The 17,488-nt window shown below is 32.9% G+C and carries 20 protein-coding genes; 12 read left to right on the top strand and 8 right to left on the bottom strand.

Features of this window, described 5'->3' with window-relative positions:
• The first annotated feature begins 88 nt into the window (after nucleotides 1-88).
• A complete protein-coding gene (gene clpB, locus DFR54_RS00190) occupies nucleotides 89-2,689 on the top strand; it encodes an ATP-dependent chaperone ClpB (protein WP_114288404.1) in 2,601 nt (866 codons plus the stop codon).
• A gap of 50 nt (nucleotides 2,690-2,739) precedes the next feature.
• On the opposite strand, the gene DFR54_RS00185 is transcribed toward clpB, so the two are convergent.
• Nucleotides 2,740-3,963, bottom strand: a complete 1,224-nt coding sequence (locus tag DFR54_RS00185; protein ID WP_114288403.1) for a GNAT family N-acetyltransferase — start codon at nucleotides 3,961-3,963, stop codon at nucleotides 2,740-2,742.
• Nucleotides 3,964-4,087: 124 nt separating this feature from the next.
• Between DFR54_RS00185 and lepA the strand changes: the two genes are divergently transcribed.
• The 3 genes from lepA to DFR54_RS13145 all read left to right on the top strand — a co-directional run bounded on the left by lepA (nucleotide 4,088) and on the right by DFR54_RS13145 (nucleotide 6,418).
• Entirely contained in the window at nucleotides 4,088-5,923 is a 1,836-nt protein-coding gene (gene lepA / locus DFR54_RS00180; protein ID WP_114288402.1) for a translation elongation factor 4, read from the top strand.
• A 113-nt stretch (nucleotides 5,924-6,036) separates the two neighbouring features.
• A complete protein-coding gene (locus DFR54_RS13150) occupies nucleotides 6,037-6,207 on the top strand; it encodes a hypothetical protein (RefSeq protein ID WP_167800114.1) in 171 nt (56 codons plus the stop codon).
• Nucleotides 6,208-6,217: 10 nt separating this feature from the next.
• Entirely contained in the window at nucleotides 6,218-6,418 is a 201-nt protein-coding gene (locus DFR54_RS13145; protein WP_170126891.1) for a hypothetical protein, read from the top strand.
• Here DFR54_RS13145 and DFR54_RS13555 read toward each other — a convergent pair.
• A complete protein-coding gene (locus DFR54_RS13555) occupies nucleotides 6,344-6,517 on the bottom strand; it encodes a glycine zipper domain-containing protein (protein WP_167800115.1) in 174 nt (57 codons plus the stop codon). The genes DFR54_RS13145 and DFR54_RS13555 overlap by 75 nt on opposite strands.
• Nucleotides 6,518-6,564: 47 nt before the next feature.
• Nucleotides 6,565-6,729, bottom strand: a complete 165-nt coding sequence (locus tag DFR54_RS13140) for a hypothetical protein (protein ID WP_167800116.1) — start codon at nucleotides 6,727-6,729, stop codon at nucleotides 6,565-6,567.
• 326 nt (nucleotides 6,730-7,055) lie between these two features.
• Here DFR54_RS13140 and DFR54_RS13135 point away from each other — a divergent pair, with 326 nt between their 5' ends.
• Genes DFR54_RS13135 through DFR54_RS00170 form a run of 3 tightly spaced genes read left to right on the top strand, consistent with a single transcriptional unit; the run spans nucleotide 7,056 to nucleotide 7,987 of the window.
• Entirely contained in the window at nucleotides 7,056-7,193 is a 138-nt protein-coding gene (locus tag DFR54_RS13135) for a hypothetical protein (RefSeq protein WP_170126890.1), read from the top strand.
• The gene (locus DFR54_RS00175) at nucleotides 7,190-7,789 is read left to right on the top strand and encodes a dUTP diphosphatase (protein WP_114288401.1); all 600 of its coding nucleotides are present in this window, start codon (nucleotides 7,190-7,192) and stop codon (nucleotides 7,787-7,789) included. Before DFR54_RS13135 ends, DFR54_RS00175 begins: the two co-directional genes overlap by 4 nt.
• Nucleotides 7,790-7,792: 3 nt before the next feature.
• Nucleotides 7,793-7,987, top strand: a complete 195-nt coding sequence (locus tag DFR54_RS00170) for a hypothetical protein (RefSeq protein ID WP_114288400.1) — start codon at nucleotides 7,793-7,795, stop codon at nucleotides 7,985-7,987.
• A 521-nt stretch (nucleotides 7,988-8,508) separates the two neighbouring features.
• On the opposite strand, the gene DFR54_RS00160 is transcribed toward DFR54_RS00170, so the two are convergent.
• Together DFR54_RS00160 and DFR54_RS13130 are read right to left on the bottom strand one after the other, a co-directional pair.
• Nucleotides 8,509-8,790, bottom strand: coding sequence for a hypothetical protein (locus tag DFR54_RS00160; protein ID WP_114288398.1), 282 nt, complete (start codon nucleotides 8,788-8,790; stop codon nucleotides 8,509-8,511).
• 407 nt (nucleotides 8,791-9,197) lie between these two features.
• Nucleotides 9,198-9,347 carry a hypothetical protein gene (locus DFR54_RS13130; protein WP_167800119.1) on the bottom strand — a complete coding sequence of 50 codons (150 nt, stop codon included), beginning with the start codon at nucleotides 9,345-9,347 and terminating at the stop codon, nucleotides 9,198-9,200.
• 294 nt (nucleotides 9,348-9,641) lie between these two features.
• On the opposite strand from DFR54_RS13130, the gene DFR54_RS00155 reads away from it, so the two are divergent.
• From DFR54_RS00155 to DFR54_RS00145, 3 genes are read left to right on the top strand one after another with little or no spacing between them, the layout of a single operon-like run.
• Nucleotides 9,642-10,124 carry a FeoA family protein gene (locus DFR54_RS00155; RefSeq protein ID WP_114288397.1) on the top strand — a complete coding sequence of 161 codons (483 nt, stop codon included), beginning with the start codon at nucleotides 9,642-9,644 and terminating at the stop codon, nucleotides 10,122-10,124.
• Nucleotides 10,118-12,268 (top strand): ferrous iron transport protein B, encoded by a 2,151-nt coding sequence (gene feoB / locus DFR54_RS00150; protein ID WP_114288396.1) that lies wholly within the window; start codon nucleotides 10,118-10,120, stop codon nucleotides 12,266-12,268. The genes DFR54_RS00155 and feoB overlap by 7 nt, the downstream gene beginning before the upstream one ends.
• A 9-nt stretch (nucleotides 12,269-12,277) precedes the next feature.
• On the top strand, nucleotides 12,278-12,403 hold the full coding sequence (locus DFR54_RS00145; protein WP_114288395.1) for a FeoB-associated Cys-rich membrane protein: 126 nt from the start codon (nucleotides 12,278-12,280) through the stop codon (nucleotides 12,401-12,403).
• A 41-nt stretch (nucleotides 12,404-12,444) separates the two neighbouring features.
• On the opposite strand, the gene DFR54_RS00140 is transcribed toward DFR54_RS00145, so the two are convergent.
• The 3 genes from DFR54_RS00140 to DFR54_RS00130 all read right to left on the bottom strand — a co-directional run bounded on the left by DFR54_RS00140 (nucleotide 12,445) and on the right by DFR54_RS00130 (nucleotide 14,259).
• Nucleotides 12,445-12,642 (bottom strand): YwbE family protein, encoded by a 198-nt coding sequence (locus DFR54_RS00140; RefSeq protein WP_114288394.1) that lies wholly within the window; start codon nucleotides 12,640-12,642, stop codon nucleotides 12,445-12,447.
• Between the two features lie 113 nt (nucleotides 12,643-12,755).
• Nucleotides 12,756-12,956: a CsbD family protein gene (locus tag DFR54_RS00135; RefSeq protein WP_114288393.1), complete on the bottom strand. Its 201-nt coding sequence runs from the start codon at nucleotides 12,954-12,956 to the stop codon at nucleotides 12,756-12,758.
• Between the two features lie 127 nt (nucleotides 12,957-13,083).
• A complete protein-coding gene (locus DFR54_RS00130; protein WP_114288392.1) occupies nucleotides 13,084-14,259 on the bottom strand; it encodes a serine hydrolase in 1,176 nt (391 codons plus the stop codon).
• Nucleotides 14,260-14,494: 235 nt separating this feature from the next.
• Here DFR54_RS00130 and DFR54_RS00125 point away from each other — a divergent pair, with 235 nt between their 5' ends.
• Nucleotides 14,495-15,679, top strand: coding sequence for a glycoside hydrolase family 3 N-terminal domain-containing protein (locus DFR54_RS00125; protein WP_114288391.1), 1,185 nt, complete (start codon nucleotides 14,495-14,497; stop codon nucleotides 15,677-15,679).
• A gap of 219 nt (nucleotides 15,680-15,898) precedes the next feature.
• Nucleotides 15,899-17,416, top strand: coding sequence for a UDP-N-acetylmuramoyl-L-alanyl-D-glutamate--L-lysine ligase (locus DFR54_RS00120; protein ID WP_114288390.1), 1,518 nt, complete (start codon nucleotides 15,899-15,901; stop codon nucleotides 17,414-17,416).
• Nucleotides 17,417-17,488 lie beyond the last annotated feature (72 nt).

Below are 17,488 nucleotides of genomic sequence, written 5' to 3'. Positions count from 1 at the left end.
CTTTTAAGGTCTATTTTTTTGACTTATCATTTGACCTATTTTGACCAAAAGAGTAAAATATAAGATGTAAGTAAGAGGAGGAATGACAATGAACATCGAAAAAATGACAACAACCTTACAACAAGCAATTGCTGAAGCACAACAAATTGCAGTAACTAGACAACAACAAAACATTGACATTGTCCATCTATGGAAAATATTCTTACAACCTAATCACTTTGCAAGAAATTTTTACCAAGGATTAGGAGTTAACCTTGACTCATTTGAGCAAGAAGTTAACAGAGAGATTGATAAACTACCACAAGTTAGTGGTGGCAATGTTCAATATGGACAAAATTTAAGTCAAAATTTATTTAACCTATTACAAGAAGCAGATAAACTAAGATCTAAGTTTGAAGATGATTTTCTTTCAACAGAAATCGTTGTTTTAGCTTTAATGAAATTAAAAAATCATCCTTTAACAGTCTTCTTAAAAAATCAACAAATTACTGAAAAAGAAGTACGAGAAAAAATAGAAAGTATGAGAGGAGGAGACCGTGTGACATCTCAAAACCAAGAAGAACAATACGAAGCATTAGAAAAATATGCGATTAATATGATTGAAGCTGTTAAAAGCGGAAAACAAGATCCAATTATTGGCCGTGACGAAGAAATTCGTGATGTGGTTCGTATTCTTTCACGTAAAACAAAAAATAATCCAGTTTTAATTGGAGAGCCTGGTGTCGGTAAAACAGCGATTATTGAAGGACTCGCTCAAAGAATTGTTAAAAAAGATGTTCCTGAAAACTTAAAAGGGAAAACTATTTTTTCTTTAGATATGGGAGCTTTAATCGCTGGAGCTAAATTCCGCGGTGAATTTGAAGAACGCTTAAAAGCAGTTTTAAAAGAAGTGAAAAAAAGTGATGGTGACATCATCCTATTCATTGACGAAATTCATACGATTGTTGGTGCAGGTAAAACTGAAGGTAGCATGGATGCAGGTAACTTATTAAAACCAATGCTTGCTCGTGGGGAACTACATTGTATTGGCGCTACTACTTTAGATGAGTATCGCGAATACATGGAAAAAGACAAAGCCTTAGAGCGTCGTTTCCAAAAAGTTTTAGTTAAAGAACCAACTGTGGAAGACACTATTAGCATTTTAAGAGGACTTAAAGAACGTTTTGAAATTCACCACGGCGTTAATATTCACGACAATGCGTTAGTTGCAGCAACAACATTATCAAATCGCTACATTACTGACCGTTTCTTACCGGATAAGGCCATTGATTTAGTTGATGAAGCTTGTGCAACAATTCGTGTAGAAATGAACTCTATGCCCACTGAATTAGACCAAGTAACAAGACGTTTAATGCAGTTAGAAATTGAGGAAGCTGCTCTAAAAAAAGAAGAAGATGACGCAAGTAAAAAACGTCTTGCTCTTTTACAAGAAGAACTATCAGAGCTTCGCGAAGAAACTAATATGTTAAAAATGCAATGGGAAACTGAAAAAGAAGAAGTGGATAAAGTTAATAAAAAACGTGCTGAAATCGACGCTGCTAAAACACAACTTGAAAATGCAGAAAATAATTATGATTTAGAAGAGGCTGCTGTTTTAAGACACGGAACGATTCCAAAACTTCAACAGGAACTAGCTGAACTTGAAGCAAAAGAAAGTTCTGATACTAAAATGGTACAAGAAGTCGTAACTGAAAAAGAAATCGCAACAGTAGTGGGACGATTAACAGGAATTCCAGTTTCTAAATTAGAAGAAGGGGAACGTGAAAAGATTTTACGCCTTAACGAAACTCTTCATCGTCGTGTAATCGGACAAGATGAAGCAGTTAATGCTGTTTCAGATGCGGTTATTAGATCACGTGCTGGCCTTCAAGATCCAAATCGACCATTAGGCTCATTTTTATTCCTAGGACCAACTGGTGTAGGTAAAACAGAATTAGCTAAGTCTTTAGCAGAAAACTTATTTGATTCAGAAGAACACATGGTTCGTATTGATATGAGTGAGTACATGGAAAAACACAGTGTCTCTCGTCTTGTAGGAGCTCCTCCTGGATATGTAGGTTATGAAGAAGGCGGACAATTAACTGAGGCTGTTAGAAGAAGCCCTTACACAATTGTCTTACTTGATGAAATCGAAAAAGCACATCCTGATGTCTTTAATATATTACTCCAAGTCTTAGATGATGGCCGATTAACAGATTCTAAGGGTCGCGTTGTAGACTTTAAAAACACTGTTTTAATTATGACAAGTAATATTGGTTCACAATTACTTCTTGAAGGGGTATCTGAAGAAGGGCATATTTTACCTGAAACATCTGAAGCTGTTATGACGATGTTAAAAGCGCACTTTAAACCAGAATTCTTAAACCGTATTGATGACACAATTTTATTTACACCGCTTAGCCTAGAAAACGTAAAATCAATTATTATTAAGATGACTGAGCAATTAACTAAACGCTTAGAACATCAAGAAATCTACTTAGAAATTTCTGATGAAGCAAATGTATGGATTGCTGAACAAGCTTATGATCCAATTTACGGTGCAAGACCGATCAAACGTTTCTTGACAAGAGAAGTAGAAACACCACTTGCTAAAGAAATTGTGGCTGGAAATGTACCTCCAAAAACAAAAGTAGTTATCAAATTAGTTGATGATGAATTAACATTTGAAAAAACAGCAATTGAAGAGTAACAAAAAAGAAGCAAACAAGTTTTTCTTGTTTGCTTCTTTTGATTTTGGTATCAGAAATAATCACTGAAATAAGCTTCTTGGTCAGGAATAATTCTTTCTAATGTTCTTAAAGTTTCTTTATCTGTTTTTAGTCTTTCAATACGATATAAGTATGAGGGACGTTTATAGCTCATAAATAACGCTGCCATTGTTTGGACGTTAATGTAAACTGGATTTCCAATAGGTTCATCTGTAATAGTTAAATCATCATTTTCATCCCAAATTAGACCAAAAACGCGGTTATTCCATTCAGCAATAGGATCTTCCACAACAAAGTGGAATGGTTTACCAGTTGTAATGAATGGGTAATCAGCAATAAATTTTTCAACATCAACAATTCTGGCCATAAAGTAAGGTTCAATTGTTTCTTTTATCTCACTATCTTCAAATAGAAAAGCAATAGGTTCACTATTAAATGTCTCACCTTGAACTAAATCAACCATTGAAAAGTGAGCAGAGACAAAATTCCATAAACCTTGGCGAGCTTCCTGATTTAAATAAAACATTTCTTTAATATGGAATACTTCCTCAGCAATCCAGTAGAAACAAACACCTTGAGGTTCGCCTTCACGGTTATAGTAGATAGCTGCTGTTCTTTCTTCCTCATTTTCCCAACGCCAATATTCTTCCCAGTTTAAATCTTGACGAATCATCGCCCCATGATTAACTAAGGCAAACTCGTCATAAACTTTGAAGACATCCTCATGTTGTATATCCTCACGATTAACGTAACCTGGCACATCAACTCGTTTAGGAAGTTGCGAGTCCTTTAATTCAAATGAAATCTTATCAGACATAATTTCCCAGCCCTTATATCTGTAGTAGGGAATACTGTATGGATAAAGATAAGAAATCCATTGCTCATTTTCACGCATTTTTTCTAAACCTTGTTTAATTAATTCACTCATTAAACCAAGATTAGTAAATTCAGGATAAGTCCCAACACCAGTAACTCCAGCCATTTTATATACTTTATCATGAATATTAACTTCACATGGGTAGATAGCTAGCTGAGAAATCAAACGATCATCTTGTGTGAACCAACCATACACATCGGCTTCACGTAAAACAGGTCGTTTGGCACGAATAATCTCAGATTCATCTTCATAGCCACCTTCTTCAATATCAGAATCAGTTACTTGGAAAACATAACGAAGTAGCTCATTAAATTGTTTTAAATGCTTTAACTCAACTTTTTTTAAATGTAACGAGTTCTTTATCTGTTTTATGTCCATTGTTTTAAGCTCCTAAAATTATTTTCTATCTTATTATATCAAAGTCCTTATGAAAATACTTTAAAAAGAGTGGAAAGCTTGGTATAATTAAAAATGCTGATTGAAAAGAAAGTAGGAGAGTTATATGAATTTTGAGGAAATGAAAAAAAGACAAGAATCCATTCGTAATTTCTCCATCATAGCACATATTGATCACGGAAAGTCCACATTAGCTGACCGTATTTTACAACAAACTGAAACAGTTTCGGATCGTGAAATGCAAGCCCAGTTATTAGATTCAATGGATTTAGAAAGAGAACGAGGCATTACAATTAAATTGAATGCAGTCGAACTAACGTATGACGCAAAAGATGGAAATGAATATATTTTTCACCTGATTGATACGCCAGGTCACGTAGACTTCACTTATGAGGTGTCACGAAGTCTAGCCGCTTGTGAAGGGGCCATTCTAGTAGTTGACGCTGCTCAAGGTATAGAAGCACAAACACTCGCTAACGTTTATTTAGCAGTGGACAATGATTTAGAAATTATCCCAGTTATTAATAAAATTGACTTACCAGCCGCAGACCCAGAGCGTGTTCGTGAAGAAATCGAAACAGTTATTGGTATTGATGCGAGTGAAGCTGTTTTAGCTAGTGCTAAAGCGGGTATTGGTATTGAAGATATCTTAGAGCAAATTGTAGAGTACATTCCAGCACCAACTGGAGATGTTGAAGCACCACTTAAAGCTTTAATCTTTGACTCAGTTTATGACGCTTACCGCGGAGTTGTACTTAATATTCGTGTCATGGATGGTGTTGTTAAACCAGGGGACGTTATCCAATTAATGCAAAATGGAAAAGAATACGAAGTAACAGAAGTAGGGATTTTCTCACCAAAAGCTGTAGCTCGTGATTTCCTAATGGTAGGAGATGTTGGTTACATTACTGCCAGCATTAAAAATATTGCGGACACACAAGTAGGGGATACTATTACATTAGCTAATAACCCTGCAAGTGAACCTTTAGAAGGTTACCGTAAAATGAACCCAATGGTGTATTGTGGTTTATATCCAATTGATAACTCAAAATACAATGATTTACGTGAATCATTAGAAAAATTACAATTAAACGACTCTGCATTAGAGTTTGAACCAGAATCATCACAAGCTTTAGGATTCGGATTCCGTTGTGGATTCTTAGGACTTCTACATATGGATGTTATCCAAGAACGATTAGAGCGTGAATTTAACTTAGACTTAATTACCACAGCTCCATCGGTAATTTACCATGTAAACAAAACAGATGGAACAATGGTTGTCGTTGATAACCCTGCAGAATTCCCGGATCCAAGTACAATTGATACTGTAGAAGAACCGTTTGTAAAAGCACAAATTATGGTACCTAATGAGTATGTAGGAGCAGTTATGGAAATCGCTCAACGTAAGCGTGGGGAATTTGTAACAATGGATTACTTAGATGATTACCGAGTAAATGTAGTTTACAACATGCCTTTATCAGAAATCGTCTTTGACTTCTTCGATAAATTAAAATCAGGAACAAAAGGTTATGCCTCACTTGATTATGATTTAATTGGATACCGACCAAGTAACTTAGTTAAAATGGATATCCTTCTTAATAGTGAAACAGTGGATGCTTTAAGTTTCATCGTTCATAAAGATTTCTCTTACGAACGTGGTAAAGCAATCGTTGATAAGTTAAGAAAACTTATCCCAAGACAACAATTCGAAGTACCAGTCCAAGCAGCAATTGGTACTAAAATCGTTTCTCGTGCCGACATTAAAGCCTTACGTAAAAACGTACTTGCTAAATGTTACGGAGGAGATGTATCTCGAAAACGTAAATTACTTGAAAAACAAAAAGATGGTAAGAAGCGTATGAAACAAATCGGATCAGTAGAAGTGCCGCAAGAGGCATTCATGGCTGTTCTTAAAATGGACGAGGACGAACCTAAGAAGTAGTAAGGGTTTGTGTGAGTCGAGGCTAACTGAATAATAGTATTTTCCAACAATCTTCCAACATTTATTGAAAATGTCAGTAGAATGTTGGATTTTTTTATGCTTCATTTTTTAATATGTTCTCAAAGTCTTTTAGAAACAATCATGCTAGAAAAGAAACCCTACCCGATTGGGCTTTAGAAGAAAATCAAATTTACGAGGAAACACCTTTATCGCCAGAAGAAAAAGCAAAAATGGATGCAATGTTTGACAAATTAAAAATACCTAAACAACAAGCAGGAGGATAGTTATGATCGTATGGCATTATTCGACAGTGGGAATGGAAGTTATTTAAAATCGGCTCAAAAGTTTGAAATAACTGAAGGATTAGTAGATGAAATATTTATTAAAGTTTTTGAAGAATTAAAAAAAACAAGAATGAAATCATCCTTGTTTATCAGAAGCTTTATTCGAAAGAATTATTCCAAAAATCAACCCCAAGCTAGTTCCGATAGCTAAATTATCCATTAGTAATCCAAAACAGCTGCCAACACCAATAGAAACGATAAAATACGTAGTCCAAATATTATCTTTCTGTTTACGATTATTTTTAGACATAATTAACAACTCCTATACAAAAGTATATCAAAAAAATCAGTATATAATCATCTTCGTTTATTAAAGAAATGTTTTCTAATAGTATTTGCTAACAATATCCCAAGTAACATATAAGGGTAAATTAAAAGTGAATCAAGTAGTTTAAGACCTAAGTAGATAAAACAAGTGGCGTAAAGAGAAACAATTATTAAACGTTGCCATTTATCAATCATAGTTAGCAACTCCTTTTTAGGATTTATTTTACTGATCATAGGTTTTATATAAGTAGAGACCAATGGCTGTACCTATTAAGTAGCTAACAATGAATGAGATAGTGAAATAAAGAAGAATATTATTATGCAATAATCCGAGAAAGATTCCAACAGTACAACCAAACATAGAGAATAAAGAAATGCTTAAAGATAAATAGACATTTTTCTTTTTATTCATAATTTACTACTCCTTTTCAACAGATTATAACACTAATTTAATTGATAGGAAATAATAGTGATTAGAAATTTAGAGAGAAAGATATCCAATTGAAGGGTGGTGTGGAAGAGTGAGAGTCGAGAACACAGCGAAAAATATTAATAATTATTCAGAAGAAACTTTATCACTGGAAAAATTAAAAGATGGTGATTATAGAATTGTCGCTAAATCAGAACAGTTTGAAATGAGTAGACCTAATTCTGTATGAACTTTAAAAAACTACAAGCAATGCAATTAGAACTAGATAACAGTATCTTATCAGCTAAACCTCAAATGACAGCCGAGGAGCGATTTAACAAAACGTTAGTCGCTTTGAATGTGGAAGTGGCAGAGGTAGCAAATTGTGCTGAACATTTTAAATTTTGGGAGGACAATAAAGGTAAAGTTGATGACAAGAGGTTTAAATTTTACGGATTAAAACGAATTAACGAAACAAATCCAAAACCTCGTAAGATGATTGATAATAACAATAGTGATGTTATTACTGTAGAACAAGCCCATAAACTAACCCTAGTCGAAGAATTTAGCGATTGTCTGCATTTTATATTGAGTTTGGCGAATCAGTTGAATGAAGAAATTGATATCAGTGAAAATGAAGTGCCTGGTAATTCTAAATTTAAAGAAGAAAATTATCTTAATATTCAAAGCGCAATATTAGCGATGAGACATGACAGTTATTTTGAAAGTTTAGTTTTTAACTTTTTTGACTATATTGTGAGTCTAGGTATCACCACACAAGAACTAGAACAAGTTTACTACGAGAAGAACGAAGAAAACTATCGTAGGTTGAGAGAGGGGTATTAGTATATGGAATTCAAATATCCAGTTATTGAAGCTTGGGTAAGGACGAGCAACGGCTATGATTGGTTAGAAATAGACATGATTGATTATTGCGATGATTCATTTTTAATATTAGATGCTATAGGTAATGAGAAGTACTACAAATTAAGTGAGCATGATTTAAGGGTAGGAAGAGAAGTTATTACTTGCAAGGAGGGCTAACATGCAAATATATCAAGTTGAAAGACAAGATGGTAATAATTTTAGGTAAATAAAAAAGCTTACTAAGAAGCAAGCCTTTCCCCGAAAGATTTTAAAAAATCTTCATCCCCACAGGAATGAATTATATCATAATTTTTATTTTAGGAAAATAGAAAAAAGCCTATCCATTGAAAGATAGCCATATCTAATATAAATAAGAATTATGGGGATAGGGAAGAGACTTATAAATATTAGATAAGGCTAGTTGAAGCTTGTATATACATTACCAAAAAATGAAGATGAATGCTATCTTTTTCTAAGAAAATGAGAAAGGTATTGTTAAGAAATTTTATGTCTTAGTACTCAAGGGGGGTAACGGTTGCCATATTTAGACAAACTAAAAAAAGTTCAAGGCAATCTGGAAAATTTAGATAATAAAAGTAAAGATGAAGTTATCAAGTTTGCTCAATTGATAGTCAAAATGAGTATAAAAAAAAGACTGATAGCTAAAAAGCGATATCAGTCTTGGTTAATAAATTTTATTAATTGTAAAAAGTATAAACATGTCTGAATTCTAAATTTAACATTTCTAAATATCTACTGCCTAACGGTGTTAAAACACAAGCGTCTTGATAACTAGTTATATCAGCTCCATTAGTTTTCGTAGATAATCTATGTTCCGTTATCATTTCCATAGCAAAAGAAAAATTATTTCTAGGTGTGTGCATAGGGGATTTAGGATTTGTATACGGTCTGGGTCCAACATTTTTAAATTTATTAATATTGTTGAGCATCATCCTGAGGGTCATATCAATATTATTCATAAAAATCATGTCCTTTCTAGAACAAGTTAAGTGTAACACGAATAACAAGTAATAGCTCGTTGATACAATTATTGATAGGTTGCGAAGAGAACAGAGTAAATGAGACAAATAAAAAGAGCACTCAACAAATTTCTGAAGAATGCTCTTTCTATGGGGCGCCTCTGTAGTTACGCCATAATTTGGACAGGGAGCGATTTAGTGTTTTGAAATTCTTCACCCTGTGTGGAACGATTACAGAGTTTCTAATATTCATCATATCTCCATCTCCTTTCTATATGTCAAGTATAACACGAAAGCGTTTTAAAAGCTTTTAAATAGACTTTTATATAAAAAATAAGCATCTACCATCATGGAAACGGTAAATGCTCTCAGTACGAATAGGAAATATTCATTAGGTAAGTTACTCCTTATGCAATTTTTTGTAATTCAGATACTGCGTTTTGAATTGTTGTACCAGTAGCAAATTTAGACTCATCCTCTTTAGAAAAAACGATGAATAAATTTAAATCTGTGTCTAGTGTTACACGATACTCTAATTGTTTGTTATTGAATGTCATATACATTCTCCTTTCTGATGTAGATTAAAAGGCGACTCGATAAGTCATAACGAAATTCCATTAATTAATATACCATTATTATAAAATATTATCAAATAATTGAATTTGAAAAGAATTAAAATCATTTCTATTTTTTCTTATATTTCATAAGAATATATCATTTAGAGTCTCTAATATATAATAAATGTGTTTATTTTCACAATATTTCATTGACAAATGCTACTGTTAGGATTTAAAATTAATAATAATGAGAATCATTATCAAGTGTTGATTTTATAAGAAGGAGATCTTGTAATGGAAACTATTTTAGCAGGCAAACTGAATCAAGTTTATCAATTTCAAGAGTTCAGTGGCTCAAAAATTCACGAAAGACATTTAAGTCATTTAGGTTTAGTAAGTGGTGTGGATTTATACATTGTTTCTAAACAAGTAGGACAACCAATTATTCTTGTTTTCAAAGGAACTCGCATTGGACTTGATGAATCAATTGCTAAAGATATTAAAGTTATTGAAAAAGATTTTTCTGATATGAGTAGGTGGACATCTCTAGATGAATTAAAAGTCGGAGAGAAGGCTCATGTTGTTAAAATTCTTAGCACAGGTGCTTTAAGAAGAAGGCTTATGGATATGGGGCTTACTAAAAATACTCAAATAGAAATAAAAAAATACGCGCCATTAGGTGACCCCATAGAAATAAATGTTAGAAACTATGAACTAACGTTACGAAAAAAAGAAGCCAATTTAATTATGGTAGAAAGAGTGTTTGAGGAATGTTAAACGAAAAGCATATTGCCTTAGTAGGAAATCCTAACAGTGGTAAAACCAGTTTATTTAATGAACTAACAGGCTCAAATCAATCTGTAGGAAATTGGCCAGGTGTAACTGTTGAAAGAAAAAGTGGTCGCTTAAAAGGCAATCAGCATATTCTTTTACAAGATTTACCAGGTATCTATTCTTTATCTCCATATACCCCAGAAGAAGTTGTCGCAAGGGACTATCTCTTAAAAGAACATCCTCATCAGCTACTTAATATTGTTGATGGAACTAATTTAGAAAGAAACCTTTACTTAACTACTCAACTTTTAGAAACAGGAACTCCCATGACACTCTGTATTAATATGATGGATGTTGTAAAAAAAGAAGGAACTATTATTAATTGCGATAAACTTGCTTATGCTTTAGGTGTTCCAGTTTTTCCTATTAGTGTCGTTAAAAAAGAGGGCCTTGATAAAATCAAGGAGCAAATGAGAGATAATCCAATTACTTTTCAAACTTCAGAACAATATCCATTATACGATGATCGATTAGAGGTAGCTTTAAATGAAATCAGTCAACTGATTGTTAACTACGTACCAAAGCATCAATTACGTTGGTACACAATCAAATTGTTTGAAAGAGATATTAACGTTTTAGAAGAATTAACTCTTTCAAATGAGCTTAAAAAGGAAATCGAAGAAATTATACGAATGACTGAAAAAATTATTGGAGATGACAGTGAGAGTATTATTATTAACGAACGCTATGACTTTATTTCTCAAATAGTTGCTTTAAGCACAGTGAAATCTAATGATTTTAAATTAACTACTAGTGATAAGATAGACCGAGTTGTCACTAATAAATGGTTATCTTTACCTATTTTTGCTAGCATTATGTGGGCTGTTTATTATTTGTCCATTCAAACAGTGGGGACAATGGGAACAGATTGGGTAAATGACGTTTTATTTGGGGAGTTAGTCCCTAATTTTGTGACTCACTACTTGGAAATTTGGCAAATCGCACCATGGCTACAATCTCTCATTTTAGATGGCATTATTGCTGGAGTCGGGGCAGTACTTGGATTTTTACCTCAGTTAATCGTCTTATTCCTTTGTCTTTCTCTTTTAGAAGACTGTGGTTATATGGCTCGAATTGCTTTTGTTATGGACCGTTTCTTTAGAAAATTTGGTTTATCTGGTAAATCATTTATTCCAATGTTAATTGCTACAGGTTGTGGAGTACCTGGGGTTATGGCAAGTCGAACTATTGAAAATGAAAAAGATCGCCGAATGACTATTATGACAACTACTTTTATGCCATGTTCTGCTAAACTACCAATCATCGGTTTAATTGCGGGAGCCTTTTTCCCTCACAGCAGTTGGGTAGCTCCATCAGCTTATTTTATTGGTATTGGTGCCATTGTATTATCAGGCATCATCTTAAAGAAAACCGCACTCTTTGGTGGGAAAGCCGCTCCTTTTATTATGGAGATGCCAGCTTATCATTTACCAAGATTTAAAAATAGTATGAGACAAACCTTTGACCGCTCAAGTGCCTTTGTAAAAAAAGCAGGAACGATTATTTTTGCCAGTTCAGTTATTATTTGGTTCTTAATGTCATTTGATTTTAGATTTCAAATGGTTGATGCTGATCAGAGTATCTTAGCCTTTTTAGGTAAAGTTTTCTCAGTTATTTTTATTCCTTTAGGTTGGGGAAACTGGCAAACAACTGTTGCTACAGTGACTGGTTTAATTGCTAAAGAAAATGTCGTCGGAACATTTGGTATTCTTTTTGGTTTCCAGGAATTAGCAACAGAAACAGGTACAGAGTTTTGGCAATTATTTAGTGCTAGTTTGACACCACTGGCTGGCTATTCTTTCTTAATCTTTAATTTATTATGCGCACCATGTTTTGCTGCTATTGGAGCCATTAGAAGAGAGATGAACGACTGGAAGTGGACTACTTTAGCTATTTCCTACCAATGCGGTTTAGCTTACCTTGTTAGCTTTATTATTTACCAACTAGGTTCCGTTTTACTAGAAGGTGCATCATTTGGTATTGGCGCTATGATATCTAGTATTTGTTTACTAGGAATTTTATTCTTATTAGTTAAAAAACCACAAATAAGAAAAGAAATTATTGTTGAAGGTATTGAGATACTTTAGGAGGTTCTTATGGGAACGATTATTTTAGCAAGTTTAATTTTTTTAGGCGTAGGTATTGTCATTTATCAATATGGTATCAAAAGAAAAAGGAGTTGCGACTGTTCCTCAGTTGATTGTCCTGTTAAAAAGAAATAAAAAATAAGCTAGGTGAGAGTCATCTCAACTTAGCTTATTTTTTATTCTATAATCACTTGTACACGACCAACCATATTATCTTCCTCAAGCATCACTTTAATACCATGAGGGTGATTTTGACTATTGGTTAGAATTTTTTTAACATGTCCACGCGTTACATTTCCAGTTCGTTGATCTTTTTTCAAGACAATATCTACTAATTGACCAATCTTAATATCTTTTCTATTTTTGCCGTTCATTTTAATTCCTCCTACTCAATTACTGAGAATGTCATATCATTATTTAATTTATTCAACTAATTATTTATAAAAAAGAAAGTAAGGTAATGATATACCTTACTTTCCCGTATTGTCTATTTTTTGTGTTCAAATTTATCTTTTACTTTATCTGTAACTTCTTCTGCAGCGTCCTTAATGTCATTAGCAACTTCTTTTAATTTACCTTTACCTTGGTCAATTAAGCCTTCAGCTTTTAGCTCTTGATCATTAGTCATATCACCGGTTACTTCTTTAACTTTTCCTTTTACCTTATCTGTAAAACCTTTGTCTGTCATAGAAAAACCTCCTAATATTTTTTTACTACAAGACCATTCTATCACGAATATTAATAACTCTCAAAAGATACACTTGTTTATTACCGAGCAAAAAGAACAGTTTAGGTGACTAATAATTAGTTTTAATCTATTTGGTTTTCATCTGTAACATGAAATCATCTACAATGGCCGCTAAATCTGAAATTGACTTTTCACTATAACTTTCATCATAACCTGATGTCATAATAGTTAAGTAATAAGGATTTTTTTTATCTTTTACAAGAGAGATATCGTTACTAACAGTGTACATCGGCATCCAACCAGTTTTGTGAACCACATCAACGCCAGGGAGCCCCACAGCCACACCATCATCAAAAGTACTATTTTGCATCCATTCGTAAAGCTGATTAATATTTTTACTACTATCTTTTTTATCATGAACATATTTCATTGCTTTAGATAAAATGCGCGGCGTTGAGAAAACACGATTGTTAGGAGATAGAGGATCTAGTTCATGCAGAAATTGAATAAATTGCTGTTCACCAACATGATTTAAAAGCATTAAGTAAGCAACATTATCACTATATCTAATAACAAGTTCAGCTAATTTTCCAATTGTATAAGTGGTTCCAATTGGCTCAAACTGAATAATACCAGTTCCATCAATTTTAAAACCAGCTGTATAAGTTAACTCTGTATTTAAATCTAATTGTTTCTGATCTACTAAAGTCATTACATAAGCAATAAAGGGAAGCTTAATACTACTTGCTGTTCGTCTGACTTTTTCTGAACCATATCCGTAAGAATAGGTGCCATCTACTGTTTCAATATAGATACTCACGTCACCACCATGAGTTGCCATAAAATCATTCATTCCTTGGTCTAGGCTTTTAGTGAGTTCATCATGAGATAATTTAGCTTTTCTTTTTTCTTCTCTTTTTGACATATGAATCTCTCTAGGTTCTAAATATTTCGCTTCAATAAAACCCTTTTTAGGGTTTGCAATAATTTCTACCCATTCTTTATTATTTTCAACAGGTTTTACTGATACTACAGTTCCTTTAGGTAAAACATCTTCACTAATAGTCCCCAAGTCAAGATTCATTTTAGGGTAGATTTCTTCTGTAACAACTTGTTCCTCTTCAAATACGCTTTTCTTTTTAGAAGGAGCTTTCTCCAATGAAGCAACTTCTTTTTTTATATTTGGTGTTTCAATTTTTTCAGCACGACTTTGTAAAGTACTTTTAACTTTTATCACAGAAATAACGCTTACTAAAATCAGCACAACAAACAAACTAACCAACACAATAACTTTCTTCTTCATTTACCCACAACTTTCTTTTATTTTTATACCATTCTTTCTATTATAAGAAATAATCAGCCTTTTTTTCAACACTATTAAGAAGAATTAAATAGCTTTCTCATAATTAGCTGAGTTATTTATTATTGAAAACAAATGTTATCTAAGTTTTATTAATTTATCCGTTTTTCCATCTGTGTTAGTATGTTATTATTGGTTAGCATTTCAAAGAAAACCAAAAGTAAAAGGAGGGGACTTAATGTTTTTCAGCAAAAAAAATGCGGTCATTGCCTTTATCATTTTAATAACCGCAATTGGTGTTGCTATTAGTTTACTATTTAGTGAATCACCAGCTGACATTAAAAAAATTCCAGCTAATAAAGAGAAGAAGGAAACAACTGAAGTTTCTAAAGAAGCTGAAGTTAAAACTAGTGAGGACCAATTAAAAGAGTTAATAAAAAACATGTCTTTAGATCAAAAAATCGGCCAACTATTTTTAGCCCGTGTTCCTGAAACGAATCAAATAGAAGATTTAAAAACATATCATCTTGGTGGTTACTTATTATTTGGGCGTGATATGGAAAATGAAACAGCCGATTCATTAAAATCAAAAATCGCTTCATATCAAGAGGCTACTGATTTTCCACTTTTAATTGCTTCAGATGAAGAAGGTGGAACAGTCACAAGAATTAGTCAAAATACTGACATTGTAGCAGAAAAATTTAAATCACCTCAAGAATTGTATAAATCTGGTGGGATTGAAGCTATAAAAAAAGATATTGATCATAAATCATCTCTTTTTAAAGTATTCGGTATTCATACAGGACTTTATCCAGTAGCTGATGTATCAACTAACCCAGATAGCTTCATCTATGACCGAACGATTGGCTTAGATACAGATGGAACAAGTGATTATATTTCTGAAGTAGTCAAAGAATTACACAAAAATCAAATTGGTTCAACTTTAAAACACTTCCCAGGCTCTGGAGATAACTCAGACTCTCATACTGAAATTGTTCGTGATAAGCGCTCCTTAGACGAGATTATGACTCAATCTATTCCACCCTTTAAAGCAGGAATAGACGCTGGTGCTGATAGTATTTTAGTCTCACATAATATAGTTGAGCAAATTGACAAAAATGTCCCAGCATCGATTTCACCTAATGTTCACGAGTTAATTCGAAAGGATTTAGGTTTTGAAGGTGTTGTGATGACTGATGACATGGATATGAATGGATTATCTGACTTTATTAGTCAAGAAGAAGCAGCTTTAGCAGCACTTAAAGCAGGAAATGACTTAATTTTATCTTCCACATACAAAACTCAAATTCCTGTCATTAAATCAGCCATTCAATCAGGTGATTATAAAGAAGAAGACCTAGATCAGTCAGTACTTAGAGTATTAACCTGGAAACATGAATTAGGTTTAATTTCATTAGATTAAAAAATCAGGGTGGATCAAAAACCGTTTTACTCGTAAGGATAAATAAAAAATGGGGCTGACGTTTAGTTCAGCTCCATTTTTTTATTTATCCTCTAATTCAACTTTTTAACAAATAAATTTAGAATTTGATATAGAGAACAGATTTTTACGTCTAGAAAATGATAAATCTATGGTAAAATAGGCTATATAATTTTCGAATAAAAAACTAGGATGTTGACTATGACTATAAATTTAAAAGAAATAGAAGTATTACTCAAAAATGAACACTTACTAAAAGAATTTGTCACTGAAGATGGTTGGTATTTTAACTTACCAAATGAAGACAAAGCTATTACTCACTTGTCCTATGATTCAAGAGATATTAGTTCCGAGACACTCTTTTTTTGTAAAGGATTAAACTTTAAAGAAGAGTACTTGGAAAAAGCTGTTGCGGAAGGATTACAATTCTATGTATCTGAGATGCCTTATAATGTTTCTAATACATTGGGAATTATCGTAACAGATATTAGAAAAGCTATGGCTTTGATTAGTATGCATTTTTACGGATTACCACAAGAAAAATTAACTCTAATCGGCTATACAGGGACAAAAGGAAAAACGACTGCTGCTTACTTCACTAAATTTATTTTAGATGAATATACAAACAACAAAATAGCGATGTTTTCTACAATGAACACAACTCTTGACGGTGTTAACTACTTTAAATCAGCTTTAACAACACCTGAATCATTAGATTTGTATCGCATGATGTCAGAAGCTGTGAATAACAAAATGTCTCATTTAATTATGGAAGTTTCATCTCAAGCTTATAAATTACAGCGTGTTTACGGATTAACTTTTGATGTCGGGATTTTCTTAAATATTTCTCCTGATCACATTAGCCCGATTGAGCATCCAACCTTTGATGATTATTACTACTGTAAACGTCAATTGATTGAAAACTCAAAACAAATGGTTTTAAACACAGAAACTAAAGATTATGCTCTTTTAAAAGAGATGACTGAAAGTTTAAGTATTCCTTATTATTCGTATAGTAGCTCAAATCCTGATTCTGACTATACATGGACAAAAGAAGATAATAGTTTATTAGATTTTACCGTTGTTTCTAAAGAAGATACTTTAGGAATTAATGGGGATTATAAGATTAAACTTATGGGAGATTTTAATAAAGACAACGCTCTAGCAAGTTTAATTACAGCCACTATAACAGGAGCGACATCTGAAGCTTGCCATAAAGGATTGGCTGAAACTTTAGTTCCTGGACGTATGGAACATTTAAAACATCCAAATGGAGCCAATATTTTTATTGATTATGCCCACAACTATTTAAGTTTAAAAAATTTACTTAGCTTCGCTAAAGAAACTCATCCTGATGGAAAAATTATAACAGTCATCGGAAGCACAGGAGATAAAGCTATTTCAAGGCGAGCCGATTTTGGAAAGGTATTAACTGAATTAACAGATATCGCTGTTTTAACCGCTGATGACCCTGCCTCTGAGGACCCACAGAAAATAGCAGAAGAAATTGGATCGGCTATTACTAATAAAAATGTGGAACAAATTATTATTATTGACCGAGAAGAAGCAATTAATCACGCTTTAAATATCGCCGGACCTCTTGATTCAGTTATTTTAGCTGGAAAAGGACAAGATAAATACCAAAAGATTAATGGTATAGATACACCTTATCTAGGAGATTTTGAAGTCGCTGAAAAATTTATAATTTCTCACTCATGAAACATAAGAGAGCTGAATTTTATAGCTCTCTTTTTTGATAATTAAAAATATGGTGTGTTATAATATACCTAT

Source organism: Vagococcus fluvialis, assembly GCF_003337315.1.
In the GTDB taxonomy this organism is placed as follows: Bacteria; Bacillota; Bacilli; order Lactobacillales; family Vagococcaceae; genus Vagococcus; species Vagococcus fluvialis.
Note: the sequence above shows the minus strand (reverse complement) of the source record. Positions and strands in the feature narration are given on the sequence as shown.